Consider the following 15560-nt stretch of genomic DNA (forward strand, 5'->3'; position numbering starts at 1 on the left):
AAGGCTGTACTCCAAACTATGAAAGGCAGAGCCGGTTTTTTAACAGCAAAACCGGATCCGCAGCCAGTTCGAAATTCAGAACAACCCGTGCAGTTTTTCAGCGTCGATGAAATCCGCCGCCTCCACCGCCGCCAAACGAGTGATTCATGAATTGCGAAGAGTTGTGAAAGTTGTTGGTGCGCTGGTTGCCGAAGTTGCGCGCAGCGGAGTCACGGTTGAGGTTCTGCAATTGCGCATTGTTATTGACCGGGGCAGTGCGAGTCGCGCCCCCGACCATCGATTGCCAGCCGTTGTCGGTCTTCTTGTAGACGTTGCCGTCGCGTCCTGCGTAAACGTTGTCGCCCACGCGTGCAGCGCCGTCATTGCGCCCGCGAATCCCGCCATATTGAGTGGTGTTGCCGGTGTTGGGGTTGTACACGGCGCCACGATTGGCGGTGACCTGCGTGCCGTTACGCGCATTGCCGGCGGTGACCCTTTCGCCGGCAATGGCACCACCGTTCGGTCCGACTGCCGCGCCGCTGCGTCCGGCTGCGTAATTGCCGGTGTAGACGTTGTGCACGGCACCGCGTTGACCGGCAGCCGCGACGCCCGTGCGTGAGTTGTAGGAAGCACCGACCTGGCCGGCCCAGCGATTGCCGGTCCAGGCGTTGTAGCCCGCGCCATAGCGGCTGACCGTGGCCCGGTCACCCCACTGATGATAGAGGTTGCCGGTTGTGCCGGCCCAGCCGCCAGGTCCCCAGGCCACCGCGCCACCGCGATAGCCGTAAGCGGCGCCACCCCAGGCCAGTGGCGCCGGGTACAGGTGCGGCCCCCAGGCATAACCCCAGCCGTAATTGCCCCACCACGGGTACGCGCCCCAGCCCCAACCCATCGCGACGGTGCTGCCGCCCCAGCTCCAGCCAAAACCGAAACCGAAGGTCCAGCCCGTCCACGGTGTATAGCGGATGGCGACGCCGAAACCGTAAGTCACCGGCGGACCATACCAGACGCTGCCCACCCAGGGCGTGTAGGGATAACCGGTGCCATACACCACGACGCCCGTGTTCGGATCAAGATTTGAACCCTGATAACCCGGCGTGTAGCCGACCACCACGGTATCGCCGCTGGACTCGTAGACCTTGACGTACGTGAGGTAATGCATGGGCGAGCTCGGCGGGATCGAATAGATCACCGCTGGCACGGAACTGGCGACAACCCACGGGCCGTTCACACCGGTAGCGGTGAACCAGATACCGTTTTCCACGGCGTACCAGCTGTCGTTGTAGACTCGGATAATGGGCGTAGCGCTGTTGACCACATATTGCAGCGTCGTGGTGTTGATGGCTTTGAGTTGCGGCTCGCCATCGAACTGTGGCGCGGTCATTTTCACCGCGCTTTTTTTGATCGCCGACGTCTGTGGAATAGTCGCAGCAATGGCGGCCTCTTTGGCTTGCGGCGTGCCGGCGACCGAAGCTTTGACGTTTTCCTTCGGGCTGTCATCGGGAATGTTGGCGAAATCTGCCGGCAGCTTGTCTGCCGGGGTAAACGTCCACGGGCCATTCATATCGGTGGCGCGAAACCAGCGCCCGGAGATCAGCACATAGCTGTTCTGGTCACCGATCTCCTTGAAGATGTGCCCGGTGGTATTGCTGACATACAGCAAACCGGTGCCCTGAATGGGCGTCCATTGCGCTGCGCCGTCAGTGACCAGTAATTCAGTGGGCGTGGTCGCGACAAAAATCTTTGGTTGTGGTGACCTGGCCAGGCTGGGGATTTTGTCTTTCGGGTCGCTTTGCCCGGTCAGCAGATCGACTTGCCGGCTCTGAATGGCGGCCTGTTTGGCTTTTTCCAGTTCGGCAAACGGTGTGGCCAGGCGGGTATACGCGCCATTGATCTGGTCCGCGACCATCCAGCCATCAAAGACGTGCAGATAATGTTTGCCCTGCGCGTCTTTCAACAACAGCGGGCGAGTATTGATCACCCGCTGCAGCGCCGTGCCGTCCACCGATCGGTAGGCCGCATCGCCATCGATATAGACGAGCAGGGCGGGAACGTCAGAACTGATGATGGTCGGCGGCGTGTTTTCCAGCGGCGCGTTGTCAGTTTTCTGCTCGGCTGACAGAACGCCGACAGCCGCTTCCAGTTGATCCAGCGAAATGGTTTTCTTGCGGTTGTCGGCGTCCTTCTGCAGGGCTGCGATCCAAGTGTCGGCTTGACTGGCATCGGCCGGGAAATCGGCTTTGATGATTTTGTACTGATCCAGCGCGACCCAGCGCGTGGCCTTGTCGACCAGCGTATGCGCGCTGAACTGCACAATGCCGTAGGTTGATTTGCCATCGGCGTTGGTGGCTTCAACCGCCGCACGAGCATTGAGGGTGTAGCCGTCCCAACTGTCGAGTTGCGGCTGATAGACCGTCAGCTTCGCTTTGCCGCTGCTGATCACTTGCGGCCAGGTCGGCTCGCTCGGGGTCTCAGCGGCCGGTGCCGCCCAGGCACTGCCGAACGTCAGCAGGCACAGCATCAACATCATGAGAAACGAGCGCGGGTAAGGCATTGTCAGCTCCATCGACAGGCCGATTTCTGAAGGAATAACGGTGAAACCACGACCGTCGAAAAAGCATAGTCGCCCGTGTTGGAAATACCCGGCGGATTCGCCGATTGGCACAAAGTCGTATGTGGCAGCGTGTTGCAATGTGGTATTTCAAGGCACGACATTCTGAAAACAGTCATACGAGGCAGTCATGTTCAACGCCATTGTGATCGACAAAGACGACAGCGGTTATCGCGCCAGCCTGCAGCAAGTCAACGAAGATCAGTTGCCCGAAGGCGATGTCACCGTCGCTGTTGCGTACAGCACGCTGAACTTCAAGGATGGGCTGGCGATTACCGGCAGCAGTCCGGTGGTACGCAAGTTTCCGATGGTGCCGGGGATCGACCTGGCGGGCAGCGTAGAAGCCAGTTCGCACCCCGACTATAAGGTGGGTGATCAGGTGGTCCTCAATGGCTGGGGTGTCGGCGAAAATCACTGGGGTGGTCTGGCGCAGAAGGCGCGGCTCAATGGCGACTGGCTGATTCCTTTGCCCAAAGCCTTCACCGCAGCGCAAGCCATGGCCGTCGGTACGGCCGGGTATACGGCGATGCTGTGCATTCTGGCACTCGAACGTAATGGCGTGACGCCCGATCAGGGTGAGGTGTTGGTCACGGGGGCCAACGGTGGCGTTGGCAGTTTCGCCATCGCTTTGCTGAGCAAGCTCGGCTACCGCGTCGTCGCATCCACCGGCCGTGTTTCCGAGCATGAATATCTGAAGCAGTTGGGCGCCGCTGAAATCATCGACCGCGCGACCTTGTCAGCGCCCGGCAAGCCACTGGCCAAAGAGCGCTGGGCAGCGGTGATCGATTCGGTAGGCAGTCATACGCTGGCCAATGCCTGCGCCAGCACTCGCTCCGAAGGCACCGTCGCCGCCTGTGGTCTGGCGCAGGGCATGGATTTCCCGGCGTCGGTTGCTCCGTTCATTTTGCGTGGTGTGACACTGGCCGGCATCAACAGCGTGACCCAGCCCAAGGCGCGCCGCCTCGAAGCGTGGGAGCGTCTGGCCAGGGATCTGGATTTCTCCTTGCTGGCATTGATCAGCCATGAAATCGGCCTGAACGAGGCGATTGATGCGGCGCCGAAGTTACTTGCCGGACAGCTTCGCGGGCGGGTTGTAGTGGACGTTAATCGCTGACAATGTCAGTCGCGATCGACCTCGGCATCCGTCAAGCCTGTGTCTCGCGCTCAAGCAATTGACGTTTGCGCTCGACGCCCCAGCGATAGCCCGAAAGATTGCCATCGCTGCGCACCACGCGGTGGCAAGGGATCGCCACCGCCAAACGGTTGGCCCCGCAGGCCTGGGCTACCGCGCGCATGGATGTCGGTGCGCCAATGCGCTGGGCAATCTCGGCGTAGCTGGCCGTCTGGCCCAGCGGAATTTCCCGCAGCGCCTGCCACACGCGTTCCTGAAACGCCGTGCCTCGCACGTCCAGTGGCAGGTCCAGGCCAATCGCCGGCGCTTCGATAAATCCCACGACCCTGGCGATCAATTGCTCGAAACCGCTATCGGCGCCAATCAGGTTGGCCTTGCGAAACTGGTCCTGCAGATCGCACACCAATTGATGCGGATCGTCACCCAGCAGAATCGCACACACACCGCGCTCGCTTTGCGCCACCAGAATCGCTCCTAGCGAGCATTGGCCGACGGCGAAGCGAATGTCGTTGTTCCTCCCGGCCGCGCGATAGTCGCCGGGTTTCATCCCCAACAAATGATCTGCTGATTCATAGAAACGGCTATTGGAATTGAAACCGGCGTCATACAACGCATCGGTTACCGAGCCGCCGTCTGCCAGGCGCTCACGGACTTTGCGCGAGCGATGCGCCGTTGCGTAGCCCTTGGGCGTCAACCCCGTCGCGGCCTTGAAGACACGATGGAAGTGAAACGGACTCAGGCCAGCGGTTTGCGCCAGTTCGTTGAGCGCCGGCAACGTCTCGGCGGATTCGATTTGGCGGCAGGCAATGGCGACGGTCGCGGCATGCTGCGCGGCGACATCACTTTGATCCTTGCTGGTTCTTTTGCTCGGCCGATAGCCGGCAGCCTCGGCCTGTTCAGCGGTATCGAAAAACTCGACGTTCTGCGGTTTCGGCAAGCGCGCAAGGCTGCTCGGGCGGCAGTAGATGCCGGTGGTTTTCACCGCGTAGACAAATTGCCCGTCCGCTCGTGAATCTCGCGCAACCACAGCGGCCCAGCGTGGGTCTGTTTCAATCGTGAAAGGAGTCGAAAACGTTTTCATGAGGGTTTGTCCGTTGACCTGTTTGATTCAGGTTAACCAGCGTCGCAAGGCGCAACACTCCGGGCCTTGCGGTCAAATTTTTTGCAGACTATCCGGCCACGCGAAAGGTCAGATTGATCCGCTGTTCCCCCAGGCGCGGATGCCGTCCTTGCTTGATCGGCAGTACACCGTGAAAACGCAAGCGATCAACGCCACCCCAGACCACCATGTCGCCATGCAGCAAGGCAATGCGCTGGCTCTTGTCGCTGCGATTGAAACCGCCGAAGAGGAACATTGCCGGCAACCCCAGTGACAGCGAAACGATCGGTGCACTGTAGGCCTTTTCGTCTTTATCCTGGTGCAATGACATCTTGGCGCCGGGGACATAGCGGTTGATCAGGCAGGAATCGGCGTTGAAATCAGCGAATCCGGCTTGCGCGGCTGCCGAGTGCGCCAGTGCCGCGAATACTTCCGGCATTGGCGGCCATGGCAAATGACTGAGCGGATCGACGCCTGAATAACGATAGCCATAGCAATCAGTGATCCAGCCCAAAGCGCCGCAACTGCTGGTGCCCACCGACATGCTGAATCCACCCGGCGTGACCATGTGGCGCAACGGCGCTGCGGCAAGAATCGTATCCAGCGCCGGCAGGATCTGCTCGATCAGCGGCAGGGCAAAACCATGCAGCAGCCACGATTGCTCGCCAATCTGCTCGGCGCGGGGGCGTTGCTCGGGTTCATGATCGGCGAACAGATCGAAAGTGTTCGGTTGCATGTAGGTCAGGTGGCGTCGTGAAAGATGATGCCTAGGGTATGCCTTTTTCCACTGTGCAGGCGACTGACGCCGTGGCGCATCGTTACCCGATAATCACCGCGCACGCCTTTGACCGGGCGCTGGTTCACGGCAAAGATCACCGCATCACCTTTCGTCAGATCAAGTACGTGCGGGCGAGACTGCATGCGCGGGCGCTGCTCGGTGAGAACGAATTCGCCCCCACTGAAGTCTTGCCCGGGTTCTGACAGAAGTATCGCCACTTGCAGCGGAAACACCGATTCGCCGTACAGGTCCTGATGCAGGCAGTTGTAGTCCTGCGCGCCGTACTGCAAAAGAAGCGGGGTAGGGCGTAGTTGACTGGTGGCATGGCAGCGCTGAAGAAATTCGGCATGGCTCGGCGGAAAACGCTCGGGCAGGTTCATGCGTTCGTACCAGCGATTGGCCAAGGCAACCAGGCGCGGGTACAGCGCGCCGCGAAGGCGTTCTACGGGTGTCGGCAGGGGATAACGAAAATATTTGTACTCGCCACGACCGAAACCGTGGCGGGCCATGATGACCTGCGAACGAAACGGTTCGGTCTGCTGATACAGCGCACTCAATTGATCGCAGGTTTTAGCCAGCAGCAGCGAACGGACGATCGCGTAGCCGTCCTGATCCAGTTGCCGCTCAAGGCTTGCCCAGTCGAGTGAATCCAGACGAGAGGGTGACATCGACATGCTGACTCCTTGACGCTTGGTCGAAGAAAATCAGTCTAGGCAGGGCCTCGCGGCAGAACACTCCGCCGCTTGCGGTCGAATTCCTGTCGATGCTTACAGCGCTTTGCTGACGGCGATCTCGCTGATCACGTCGTCGCTCTGGCCGTGAAGGGCATCCAAAGCAGCCTTGGCTTCTTCGGCAGTGCCGTTTTCCAGCTGCGCGAACTCAAAGCGGCGTTCACCGTTGAGTTTGTATTTGATGACGTATTTGGTCGTTTGGGCCACGGTCATGCATTCCTTTCTGGTTGGACGGCTTGTCTCAGCTGAGTTTGGTGCTGGAGCGGCGGATGATCTTGATCGAGTGAGTCAGCGTCGGCTTGCGGGTCACGCTGATCGCACGGCGGTTGACGGTGTCGATGGTGATGTTCCAGAAACCGGTGCTCGGCGCGGTGATACGGGCCGGAAAGGTGTCGAAGGCGCCGCCGTGATAGGTGTGACGGCCGCCGTTTTTGAAGCTGCGGAAGTTGGCGTCGTTCATCAGACGGATGTTGCACATTTGCGAGCATTGGATGACGACGATGTCGTCTTCGTTGAGGTGTTCGCGCTGGTGAATGAATTTCATGGGCGCCTCCAGAAGGGCTTTTTCTACAAAATCAAAACGATAGCTTGTAATTGCGCGCAGTTTATCAGCCCGCACGGGTTATTATCTGGCCGTCGGGCGTTGGTTTGACAATTTTGAACAGATATTCGCAATCGGATGCGGGTTAAATGCAGAAGGCCCCGGAGAAAAACGGCATTTGTGCTGTCGGACGGTCTTTAACGGAGGTTTTGTATGAAGTGGGGTGTGGTGTGTCTACCGTTGATTCTGGCTGTGGGTGGTTGTGCGAGTGTTTCCGAAATCAATGAAACGCTGCCGACCGTGAGCGTAATCTCCGGCAAGAAACCCCATGAATATGCCCAATGCCTGGCCGAGAAGCTGGCGGACAGCCGCGGTGCGCTGCAAATGCAGCCGCACAAGGACGGGGTTCGGGTGATCGTCCCGGGTAAATTTTCCACCGGCGCGGCAGCGGTATTTGATATCGAAGATCGCTCCGGCGGCAGCAGCATCAAGTTGCATGAGCGCATGTCGAATGTGCCAGTACGTCCGCGTGATGTGCGAAACGCCGCCAATGCGTGTATTTCCGGCTGATAGACTGATTGTCATCAGCAACGATGCCGTCGCAGTCATGCTGTGACGGCATTTTCATTTCTGGAGTCGCGATGAAGCGAGAGCAAGTACGGGAGCGCCACGTAGAGGGCCTGATCTCTGCCACCCATGTCATCCAGAACCCGGCGAATCCGGGGGAGTGGATCGTGTTTTTCAAGAAGAGCGCCGGACGCAGTTATTTTCTGGTCGACGAAAACGACGAAGTCGAGTCGTTCAACCGTCTCGACGATCTGATCGAAGTCGTACGCGGACTCGGGATCAAATTCGCCGAAATTCATATGTAAGGTCTATTTGCAGACCACGACAACGCTGCGGTTCTTGTAGTTGCCGACATCGACTCCCAGCGTTTTGTCGCTTTCCTTGGGCTGAGGCGTACCGTCAGTGCCGACGATGCGATAACCGGTGCCTGCACAGGACGCATCGGCTTTTTCATAGCAGGTCGCCCAGGAGTTGGCTTCGCCGGAGCAATCGATCGACAGGCCCTGTTCACCGTTGTTCAGGTACGTGGGTTGGGAGGTCGCGCAGCCGGCCAGTGCCAATACCGCTATCAGGGGCAGCCATTTTTTCAAAGTCATGTTCGGGGTCTTCAGCAAGGGGGACTAGACGCTCTGACAGCGCCGGTGTGAAAAGGTTATAGCGTTTGGCCACTTGTTTGTCAGCGGGCACAAAAAAGCCCTGCACAAGGGCAGGGCTGGGGCGTGTCGGGACTGATCAGTCCTGATCTTTGCCGCGGCGCTTGGCCGATGCCGGAGTGTCCGTGAATACGGAAGCCACATCGGTGGCCATTTGTTCGCTGTCGAAAGGCCCGGCGATGTGTTCGCCATTGGTGGTGGTCAGCGTCCACTTGCCGTCTTTCTTGTCGATCACATACCCGTTGATGATTTTTACCGCGGCCATCTATCTGTCTCGTTCGCTGGTTCAAAGGCGCCATGATACCGCCAAATGCTGGCATTGGGGGGCGATGAGCGTATGGTAATCCGGATTGTCGACAGCTATGAGCTACGCTGATCTGGCTGCGTCAGGATGCCGATGGAACTATCGGCGAGAATATTTCTCTATGTTGGCATCGGTTAGCCAGTGCGGGGCATTGTAAGGTGCACGCCGCCTGATTAGACTGCGCCGAAACTCGTACACACAGCCCTTTCAAGGACTTATATGATCAAGAAATGCTTGTTCCCAGCAGCCGGTTACGGTACTCGCTTCCTGCCAGCGACTAAAGCCATGCCTAAAGAAATGCTGCCGGTGGTAAACAAGCCACTGATCCAGTACGGCGTTGAAGAAGCTCTGGATGCCGGCCTGACGGAAATCTCCATCGTCACCGGTCGTGGCAAGCGTGCTCTGGAAGACCACTTCGACATCAGCTACGAGCTGGAAAACCAGATCAAAGGCACCGACAAAGAGAAATACCTGGTCGGTATCCGCAAACTGCTCGACGAGTGCTCGTTCTCCTACACCCGTCAGACTGAAATGAAAGGCCTGGGTCACGCGATCCTGACCGGCCGCCCGCTGATCGGCGACGAACCGTTCGCCGTGGTCCTGGCGGATGACCTGTGCGTCAACCTCGAAGGCGACGGCGTACTGACCCAAATGGTCAAGCTGTACAAGCAGTTCCGCTGCTCGATCATCGCCATCCAGGAAGTCGATCCGCAGGAAACCAGCAAATACGGCGTTATCGCTGGCGAGATGATTCGCGACGACATCTACCGCGTGCACAGCATGGTCGAGAAGCCAAAGCCGGAAGACGCGCCGTCGAACCTGGCAATCATCGGCCGTTACATCCTGACCCCGGACATCTTCGACCTGATCGAACAGACCGAGCCAGGCAAGGGCGGCGAAATCCAGATCACCGACGCCCTGATGAAACAAGCCCAGAACGGCTGCGTCATGGCCTACAAGTTCAAAGGCAAGCGATTCGACTGCGGTGGCGCTGAAGGCTACATCGAAGCGACCAACTTCTGCTTCGAGAACTTCTACAAGACTGGCAAGGCTTACTAAGAGCGCTTGATTGGTCTGTAAGAAAAACCCGCTTCGGCGGGTTTTTTCATTTTGCGCCCCCATATGACTGGCAGTGCTTGCCCAATGGGCGTCTGCAGGTATGCTGATCCCCTGCCGAGGAGATAGAAATGGCCTACGATTTTGACCTTTATGTGATTGGTGCCGGTTCCGGCGGTGTGCGCGCTGCGCGTTTTGCGGCCGGTTTCGGTGCGAAAGTGGCGGTGGCGGAGAGCCGTTATCTGGGCGGGACCTGCGTCAATGTCGGCTGTGTGCCGAAAAAGCTGCTGGTGTACGGCGCGCATTTCGCCGAAGACTTTGAGCAGGCGTCCGGTTTCGGCTGGAGCCTGGGTGAGGCGAATTTCGATTGGGCGACGCTGATCGCCAACAAGGATCGCGAGATCAATCGCCTCAACGGCATCTATCGCAACCTGCTGGTCAACAGCGGCGTGACCTTGCATGAAGCGCACGCGAAGATCGTTGGCCCGCATGAGGTTGAAGTGAATGGTGAGCGCTACACCGCGAAAAACATCCTGATTGCCACCGGTGGCTGGCCGCAGATTCCGGAAATTCCGGGGCGCGAACACGCAATTGGTTCCAATGAAGCGTTCTTCCTCAAAGAGCTGCCAAAGCGTGTGCTGGTGGTGGGCGGCGGTTATATCGCGGTCGAATTCGCCGGGATTTTCCACGGCCTCGGTGCAAATACCACGCTGCTGTATCGCGGTGATCTGTTCCTGCGCGGCTTCGATGGTTCGGTGCGCAAGCATTTGCAGGAAGAGTTGACCAAACGTGGTCTGGATCTGCAGTTCAATGCTGACATCGCGCGTATCGACAAGCAGGCCGATGGCAGCTTGAAAGCGACCCTCAAGGATGGTCGTGTGCTGGAAGCGGATTGCGTGTTCTACGCCACGGGTCGACGTCCGATGCTGGACAATCTGGGGCTGGAAAACACCGATGTGCAGCTCACCGACAAAGGCTTCATCAAAGTCGACGAGCAGTACCAGACCAGCGAGCCATCGATTCTGGCGCTGGGCGATGTCATTGGTCGTGTGCAACTGACGCCAGTGGCATTGGCTGAAGGTATGGCCGTGGCGCGTCGTCTGTTCAAACCTGAGCAATACCGTCCGGTGGATTACAAGATGATCCCGACGGCGGTGTTCAGCCTGCCGAACATCGGCACGGTCGGTTTGACCGAGGAAGAAGCGCGCGACGCGGGTCATGATGTGGTGATCTTCGAGAGCCGTTTCCGACCGATGAAGCTGACCCTGACCGAGTGCCAGGAGAAGACGCTGATGAAGCTGGTGGTCGACGGCAAGACCGACAAAGTCCTCGGCTGCCACATGGTCGGCCCGGACGCTGGCGAGATCGTTCAGGGTTTGGCGATTGCGTTGAAGGCTGGCGCAACCAAGCGTGACTTCGACGACACGATCGGGGTACACCCGACGGCCGCCGAAGAGTTCGTCACCATGCGTACGCCGGTCGGCGCTTAAGCGTCTTTCGGTTTGGCTGAGTCTGGCGCTGCCGCAACGGTGGGCGCCAGACGCTGGCTTTCTTCCAGGCTTGCCTGGGCCTTGTTCAATTCCTTTTCCAGTGACTGGTTGAGCAGCGTCTGCTCCTCGACGCTCTGTTTGAGTGTCTGGCTTTCCAGGGTGGCTACGCGCAAGCGTTCCTGGAGGAGGGTGCGCTCACTGTCGACGCGGGTCGCTTGTTCGAGCAGTTGATCCTGACGCTGATTGCTCTGCTTGAGCTGATCTTGCAACAAGCTCAGTTCGCGCTGGGTGCCACGGTTTTCCGTGAGCAGGCGTTCGTTGTCGCGGTGCAGTTGGGTGATCTCGTCTTGGCGGACCAATGCACTTTGCTGCGCCTGACGCAGCTCGGCCTGAATCTGCTGCACCTGCGCTTCGTGGCGGCTCTGTTCCTGCTCGCGCTGCTCTTTGCTGGCGTTGCGGTAGTGCTCCAGCGCGTCACGGGCATGCAGGTGTTTTTCTTCCAGCGAGCGGATCTGCTCGTCCTTGTCCTGCAAGCGCAATTCAAAATCCGCCAGTGCCTGATTCAGCCCGGCATTGCGGGTTTGCTCGGTTTGCAGCATTGACCGCGTGTTGTTCAGCGCTTCGGACTCGCGCTCCAGTGCGGCGCCTTGAATGTCGTGGTCGTGTTCGAGCTTTTCCAGCGCCTGGCGCGTTTGTTTCAGCTCCGACTCCAGTGCTTCGCGCTGTTCCTCGAACTGCGCACGGGCCTGCTCGATGGGCTCTTGCGCCTGTTCTTTGAGGCGCTGGGCGAGACGAGAGACGAGGGCGGTCAACTCGTCATCGATGGGCTCCGCCGAGGCTTCAACCGGCTGCGCACCGTCATCCAGCTCTTTCAAATAACGATGGATCGTGGTTTTCGAGCCGGTGTTGCCCATTTCAATGCGTACTGCATCGATGCTCGGGTGTTCGCCACGGGCGAGGATCGCTGTGCGCGCGATCTGCACCAGTGCTTTGGTAATGCCGCCACGGGCCATGTGAACTCCTACGGTTACGTACTGTGGTACATGCCACTTAAGTACGCAGTGTACCATCTCAAAAATAAACATAAAACTTTGATAATCAAGGCGCGGGATATACTGGTATTACCCAGTGTCAGGCGGCAAAATGCGCATCTGCATCCCCATATCAGTACGCCAGCGAGAAAACAGCCCATGAGCGATCTGGATCGCTATCTGCAAGCGGCCACCCGCGACAACACCCGCCGTAGCTACCGCGCGGCCATCGAGCATTTCGAAGTGAAGTGGGGCGGGTTCTTGCCGGCCACGGCCGACAGCGTCGCGCGGTATCTGGTAGCGCACGCCGAAGAGCTGTCGATCAATACGCTGAAACTGCGTCTGTCGGCGCTGGCGCAGTGGCACAACAGTCAAGGGTTTGCCGATCCGACCAAGGCGCCAGTGGTGCGCAAGGTCTTCAAAGGCATTCGTGCTCTGCACCCGGCGCAGGAGAAACAGGCCGAGCCGTTGCAGTTGCAGGATCTGCAGCGCGTCATCGATTGGCTTGAGCAGGAGGTGCAAACCGCGAAAGAGCAACAGGATCGCCCGTTACTGCTCAAGGCTTACCGCGATCGCGCCTTGATCCTGCTGGGATTCTGGCGCGGCTTCCGCAGCGATGAGTTGTGTCGCTTGCAAATCGAGCATGTACAGGCGCACGCCGGCAAAGGCATTACCTTGTATTTGCCACGCAGCAAGGGTGATCGGGAAAACCTCGGCCAGACCTATCAAGCGCCGGCGCTGCTCAAGTTGTGTCCGGTGCAGGCCTACATCGATTGGATCACTGAGGCGGCGCTGGTGCGTGGCCCGGTTTTTCGTAGCATCGACCGCTGGGGCAATCTGAACGAGGAGGGCTTGCACGCCAACAGCATCATCCCTCTGCTGCGCCAGGCGTTGCAGCGTGCGGGCATTGCCGCCGAAAACTACACCAGCCACTCGCTGCGCCGAGGCTTTGCCACATGGGCACACCGAAGTGGCTGGGATCTGAAGTCGTTGATGAGCTACGTCGGCTGGAAGGATATGAAGTCCGCGATGCGCTATGTTGAAGCCAGCCCATTCCAGGGAATGGCTCGGATTACGGATAAACCGGCTTCGTCGTAGAGATCGTTTTCTTCTATTAATACAGTCAGCTAATAGCGAAAACAAATCAGCAGCATCAGGTTTGCCAATGAGCCATCCGTCGAGTGAGTGGGTAGGATTCCCCCATCAACTTCATAACCCCTGACGGAGAGTCATCAATGCCTATCATCAACAGCCAAGTAAAACCGTTCAAAGCTACCGCGTTCAAAAACGGCGACTTCGTTCAAGTCTCGGACGCTGACCTGAAAGGCAAGTGGTCGGTCGTGTTCTTCTACCCAGCCGACTTCACCTTCGTTTGCCCAACCGAGCTGGAAGACCTGGCTGACAACTACGCTGCCTTCCAGAAACTCGGCGTAGAGATCTACAGCGTTTCCACCGACACCCACTTTGCTCACGCTGCCTGGCACAACACTTCGCCAGCCATCGGCAAAATCGAATACACCATGATCGGCGACCCGACCCACGCCATCTCCCGCAACTTCGACGTGCTGATCGAAGAAGTTGGTCTGGCTGACCGTGGCACCTTCGTGATCAACCCTGAAGGCCAGATCAAAATCGTTGAACTGAACGATGGCGGCGTTGGCCGTGACGCTTCCGAGCTGCTGCGCAAGATCAAGGCCGCTCAGTACGTTGCTGCTCACCCAGGCGAAGTTTGCCCAGCCAAGTGGAAAGAAGGCGAGGCCACTCTGGCACCGTCCCTGGACCTGGTCGGCAAGATCTAAGTCTGTGACACGCAACTCGGGGCGGATCTCCGCACCTACTTAAGTTAGCTGCACCGCCCCATAAAAATGCCCGGGCGAGATTCGCTCGGGCTTTTTTTCGCCTCAAATAAAGGAAATCGCCCGTATGTTGGACGCCAATCTTAAAGCCCAGTTGAAATCGTACCTGGAACGGGTCACCCAGCCGATCGAGATCGTTGCCTCCCTCGACGACGGTGCGAAATCCCGTGAAATGCTGGAACTGCTGAAAGACGTTGCCAGTCTTTCGAGCCAAATTACCTTGATCGACAGCGGTGACGATGCACGCAAGCCATCGTTCTCGATCAATCGCCCGGGCGCTGACATCAGTCTGCGTTTCGCCGGCATCCCGATGGGCCACGAGTTCACTTCGCTGGTGCTGGCCTTGCTGCAAGTCGGCGGCCACCCATCGAAAGCCAGTGTTGAAGTGATCGAGCAGATCCGCTCGCTCAAAGGCCAGTTCAGCTTCGAGACTTACTTCTCGCTGTCCTGCCAGAACTGTCCGGACGTGGTTCAGGCACTGAACCTGATGGCCGTGCTCAATCCGAACATCCGCCACGTCGCCATCGACGGCGCGTTGTTCCAGGACGAAGTCAACGATCGCAAGATCATGGCCGTGCCGAGCATCTACCTCAATGGTGAAAACTTCGGCCAGGGCCGCATGGGCCTGGAAGAGATTCTCGCCAAACTCGACACCGGCGCCATTGAGCGTCAGGCCGAAAAGATCAGCGCTAAAGAGGCCTTCGACGTGTTGGTTGTCGGCGGTGGCCCGGCCGGTGCTTCGGCAGCGATTTACGCTGCACGTAAAGGCATCCGCACCGGCGTCGCGGCTGAGCGTTTCGGCGGTCAGGTGCTCGACACCATGGCCATCGAGAATTTCATTTCCGTACAGGAAACCGAAGGGCCGAAACTGGCCACAGCACTCGAAGAACACGTCAAGCAGTACGACGTCGACATCATGAACCTGCAACGCGCCGACAAGCTGATCCCGGGCAAAAACGGCGAGCTGCATGAAGTCCGCTTCGCCAGCGGCGCAACCCTCAAAGCCAAGAGTGTGATTCTGGCGACCGGTGCGCGCTGGCGTGAAATGAACGTGCCGGGCGAGCAGGAGTATCGCAACAAAGGCGTGGCGTACTGCCCGCACTGCGACGGCCCATTGTTCAAGGGCAAGCGCGTGGCAGTGATCGGTGGCGGTAACTCCGGCGTCGAAGCGGCCATCGACCTGGCCGGGATCGTGTCGCACGTAACGCTGCTGGAGTTCGACGTACAACTGCGTGCTGACGCCGTATTGCAACGCAAGCTGCACAGCCTGCCGAACGTCACCGTGATCACCAGTGCGCAAACCACTGAAGTCACCGGCAATGGCGAGAAGGTCAACGGTCTGCGCTACAAGGATCGCAACACTGACGAGCTGCGCACTGTCGAGCTGGAAGGGATCTTCGTGCAGATCGGTTTGCTGCCGAACACTGACTGGCTGAAGGGCACCATCGAGCTGTCGCCGCGTGGCGAGATCATTGTCGATAACCGCGGTGAAACGTCGATTCCAGGCATCTTTGCAGCGGGTGACGTGACCACTGTGCCGTACAAGCAGATCGTGATTGCGGTGGGCGAGGGCGCCAAGGCTTCGCTGAGCGCTTTTGATCATTTGATCCGCACGTCGGCTCCTGCGTAACTGCCGGGTCAGAAATGAAAAAACCCATGAGCGATCATGGGTTTTTTATTGCGCGTGAAAAGCTGCCCCTCACCCCAGCCCTCTCCCGAAGGAGAGGGGGCC

Annotated in this window: 17 protein-coding genes; 8 read left to right on the top strand and 9 right to left on the bottom strand. The window is 58.7% G+C overall.

What is annotated here, in order from left to right; translation table 11 throughout:
* Nucleotides 1-97: 97 nt before the first annotated feature.
* Entirely contained in the window at nt 98-2533 is a 2436-nt protein-coding gene (locus ACZZ0A_RS09900; protein WP_463542966.1) for an autotransporter, read from the bottom strand.
* Between the two features lie 187 nt (nt 2534-2720).
* On the opposite strand from ACZZ0A_RS09900, the gene acuI reads away from it, so the two are divergent.
* A complete protein-coding gene (gene acuI, locus ACZZ0A_RS09905; RefSeq protein WP_095113348.1) occupies nt 2721-3704 on the top strand; it encodes an acrylyl-CoA reductase (NADPH) in 984 nt (327 codons plus the stop codon).
* A gap of 31 nt (nt 3705-3735) precedes the next feature.
* Here acuI and ada read toward each other — a convergent pair whose 3' ends face one another.
* From ada to ACZZ0A_RS09930, 5 genes are all read right to left on the bottom strand, one after another.
* Nucleotides 3736-4803: a bifunctional DNA-binding transcriptional regulator/O6-methylguanine-DNA methyltransferase Ada gene (ada, locus tag ACZZ0A_RS09910; protein WP_414915187.1), complete on the bottom strand. Its 1068-nt coding sequence runs from the start codon at nt 4801-4803 to the stop codon at nt 3736-3738.
* Nucleotides 4804-4891: 88 nt separating this feature from the next.
* Nucleotides 4892-5557, bottom strand: coding sequence for a DNA oxidative demethylase AlkB (alkB, locus tag ACZZ0A_RS09915; protein ID WP_414915186.1), 666 nt, complete (start codon nt 5555-5557; stop codon nt 4892-4894).
* Between the two features lie 5 nt (nt 5558-5562).
* Nucleotides 5563-6273, bottom strand: a complete 711-nt coding sequence (locus tag ACZZ0A_RS09920; RefSeq protein ID WP_414915185.1) for a 2OG-Fe(II) oxygenase — start codon at nt 6271-6273, stop codon at nt 5563-5565.
* 93 nt (nt 6274-6366) lie between these two features.
* The gene (locus ACZZ0A_RS09925) at nt 6367-6543 is read right to left on the bottom strand and encodes a hypothetical protein (RefSeq protein WP_007912252.1); all 177 of its coding nucleotides are present in this window, start codon (nt 6541-6543) and stop codon (nt 6367-6369) included.
* 28 nt (nt 6544-6571) lie between these two features.
* Nucleotides 6572-6874 (bottom strand): DUF1883 domain-containing protein, encoded by a 303-nt coding sequence (locus ACZZ0A_RS09930; RefSeq protein ID WP_007912251.1) that lies wholly within the window; start codon nt 6872-6874, stop codon nt 6572-6574.
* A gap of 210 nt (nt 6875-7084) precedes the next feature.
* Between ACZZ0A_RS09930 and ACZZ0A_RS09935 the strand changes: the two genes are divergently transcribed.
* Together ACZZ0A_RS09935 and ACZZ0A_RS09940 are read left to right on the top strand one after the other, a co-directional pair.
* Nucleotides 7085-7441 carry a hypothetical protein gene (locus ACZZ0A_RS09935; protein WP_007912249.1) on the top strand — a complete coding sequence of 119 codons (357 nt, stop codon included), beginning with the start codon at nt 7085-7087 and terminating at the stop codon, nt 7439-7441.
* Between the two features lie 71 nt (nt 7442-7512).
* On the top strand, nt 7513-7743 hold the full coding sequence (locus ACZZ0A_RS09940; protein WP_007912247.1) for a hypothetical protein: 231 nt from the start codon (nt 7513-7515) through the stop codon (nt 7741-7743).
* A 3-nt stretch (nt 7744-7746) separates the two neighbouring features.
* Here ACZZ0A_RS09940 and ACZZ0A_RS09945 read toward each other — a convergent pair whose 3' ends face one another.
* Both ACZZ0A_RS09945 and ACZZ0A_RS09950 read right to left on the bottom strand, forming a co-directional pair.
* On the bottom strand, nt 7747-8034 hold the full coding sequence (locus ACZZ0A_RS09945) for a hypothetical protein (RefSeq protein ID WP_123375111.1): 288 nt from the start codon (nt 8032-8034) through the stop codon (nt 7747-7749).
* Nucleotides 8035-8170: 136 nt separating this feature from the next.
* On the bottom strand, nt 8171-8356 hold the full coding sequence (locus ACZZ0A_RS09950; protein ID WP_007912238.1) for a hypothetical protein: 186 nt from the start codon (nt 8354-8356) through the stop codon (nt 8171-8173).
* Nucleotides 8357-8614: 258 nt separating this feature from the next.
* On the opposite strand from ACZZ0A_RS09950, the gene galU reads away from it, so the two are divergent.
* Both galU and gorA read left to right on the top strand, forming a co-directional pair.
* Nucleotides 8615-9454 carry a UTP--glucose-1-phosphate uridylyltransferase GalU gene (gene galU / locus ACZZ0A_RS09955; protein ID WP_007912230.1) on the top strand — a complete coding sequence of 280 codons (840 nt, stop codon included), beginning with the start codon at nt 8615-8617 and terminating at the stop codon, nt 9452-9454.
* Between the two features lie 128 nt (nt 9455-9582).
* On the top strand, nt 9583-10941 hold the full coding sequence (gene gorA / locus ACZZ0A_RS09960; RefSeq protein WP_123375112.1) for a glutathione-disulfide reductase: 1359 nt from the start codon (nt 9583-9585) through the stop codon (nt 10939-10941).
* On the opposite strand, the gene ACZZ0A_RS09965 is transcribed toward gorA, so the two are convergent.
* Nucleotides 10938-11954, bottom strand: coding sequence for a DNA-binding protein (locus tag ACZZ0A_RS09965; protein ID WP_123375113.1), 1017 nt, complete (start codon nt 11952-11954; stop codon nt 10938-10940). The two genes, gorA and ACZZ0A_RS09965, sit on opposite strands and share 4 nt — an antisense overlap.
* Before the next feature lie 177 nt (nt 11955-12131).
* On the opposite strand from ACZZ0A_RS09965, the gene ACZZ0A_RS09970 reads away from it, so the two are divergent.
* From ACZZ0A_RS09970 to ahpF, 3 genes are all read left to right on the top strand, one after another.
* Nucleotides 12132-13070 carry a site-specific integrase gene (locus ACZZ0A_RS09970; RefSeq protein ID WP_463542967.1) on the top strand — a complete coding sequence of 313 codons (939 nt, stop codon included), beginning with the start codon at nt 12132-12134 and terminating at the stop codon, nt 13068-13070.
* Nucleotides 13071-13207: 137 nt separating this feature from the next.
* On the top strand, nt 13208-13771 hold the full coding sequence (ahpC, locus tag ACZZ0A_RS09975; protein ID WP_007912224.1) for an alkyl hydroperoxide reductase subunit C: 564 nt from the start codon (nt 13208-13210) through the stop codon (nt 13769-13771).
* Between the two features lie 124 nt (nt 13772-13895).
* Nucleotides 13896-15458, top strand: coding sequence for an alkyl hydroperoxide reductase subunit F (ahpF, locus tag ACZZ0A_RS09980; protein ID WP_038368199.1), 1563 nt, complete (start codon nt 13896-13898; stop codon nt 15456-15458).
* The last annotated feature ends 102 nt before the right edge of the window (nt 15459-15560 follow it).

Source organism: Pseudomonas sp. AC242, from assembly GCF_979258655.1.

What these genes read in the sequence shown, in the direction of transcription:
- ACZZ0A_RS09900 (WP_463542966.1), bottom strand. Translation starts at nt 2,533, where the DNA reads ATGCCTTACCCGCGCTCGTTTCTCATGATGTTGATGCTGTGCCTGCTG.
- acuI (WP_095113348.1), top strand. Translation starts at nt 2,721, where the DNA reads ATGTTCAACGCCATTGTGATCGACAAAGACGACAGCGGTTATCGCGCC.
- ada (WP_414915187.1), bottom strand. Translation starts at nt 4,803, where the DNA reads ATGAAAACGTTTTCGACTCCTTTCACGATTGAAACAGACCCACGCTGG.
- alkB (WP_414915186.1), bottom strand. Translation starts at nt 5,557, where the DNA reads ATGCAACCGAACACTTTCGATCTGTTCGCCGATCATGAACCCGAGCAA.
- ACZZ0A_RS09920 (WP_414915185.1), bottom strand. Translation starts at nt 6,273, where the DNA reads ATGTCGATGTCACCCTCTCGTCTGGATTCACTCGACTGGGCAAGCCTT.
- ACZZ0A_RS09925 (WP_007912252.1), bottom strand. Translation starts at nt 6,543, where the DNA reads ATGACCGTGGCCCAAACGACCAAATACGTCATCAAATACAAACTCAAC.
- ACZZ0A_RS09930 (WP_007912251.1), bottom strand. Translation starts at nt 6,874, where the DNA reads ATGAAATTCATTCACCAGCGCGAACACCTCAACGAAGACGACATCGTC.
- ACZZ0A_RS09935 (WP_007912249.1), top strand. Translation starts at nt 7,085, where the DNA reads ATGAAGTGGGGTGTGGTGTGTCTACCGTTGATTCTGGCTGTGGGTGGT.
- ACZZ0A_RS09940 (WP_007912247.1), top strand. Translation starts at nt 7,513, where the DNA reads ATGAAGCGAGAGCAAGTACGGGAGCGCCACGTAGAGGGCCTGATCTCT.
- ACZZ0A_RS09945 (WP_123375111.1), bottom strand. Translation starts at nt 8,034, where the DNA reads ATGACTTTGAAAAAATGGCTGCCCCTGATAGCGGTATTGGCACTGGCC.
- ACZZ0A_RS09950 (WP_007912238.1), bottom strand. Translation starts at nt 8,356, where the DNA reads ATGGCCGCGGTAAAAATCATCAACGGGTATGTGATCGACAAGAAAGAC.
- galU (WP_007912230.1), top strand. Translation starts at nt 8,615, where the DNA reads ATGATCAAGAAATGCTTGTTCCCAGCAGCCGGTTACGGTACTCGCTTC.
- gorA (WP_123375112.1), top strand. Translation starts at nt 9,583, where the DNA reads ATGGCCTACGATTTTGACCTTTATGTGATTGGTGCCGGTTCCGGCGGT.
- ACZZ0A_RS09965 (WP_123375113.1), bottom strand. Translation starts at nt 11,954, where the DNA reads ATGGCCCGTGGCGGCATTACCAAAGCACTGGTGCAGATCGCGCGCACA.
- ACZZ0A_RS09970 (WP_463542967.1), top strand. Translation starts at nt 12,132, where the DNA reads ATGAGCGATCTGGATCGCTATCTGCAAGCGGCCACCCGCGACAACACC.
- ahpC (WP_007912224.1), top strand. Translation starts at nt 13,208, where the DNA reads ATGCCTATCATCAACAGCCAAGTAAAACCGTTCAAAGCTACCGCGTTC.
- ahpF (WP_038368199.1), top strand. Translation starts at nt 13,896, where the DNA reads ATGTTGGACGCCAATCTTAAAGCCCAGTTGAAATCGTACCTGGAACGG.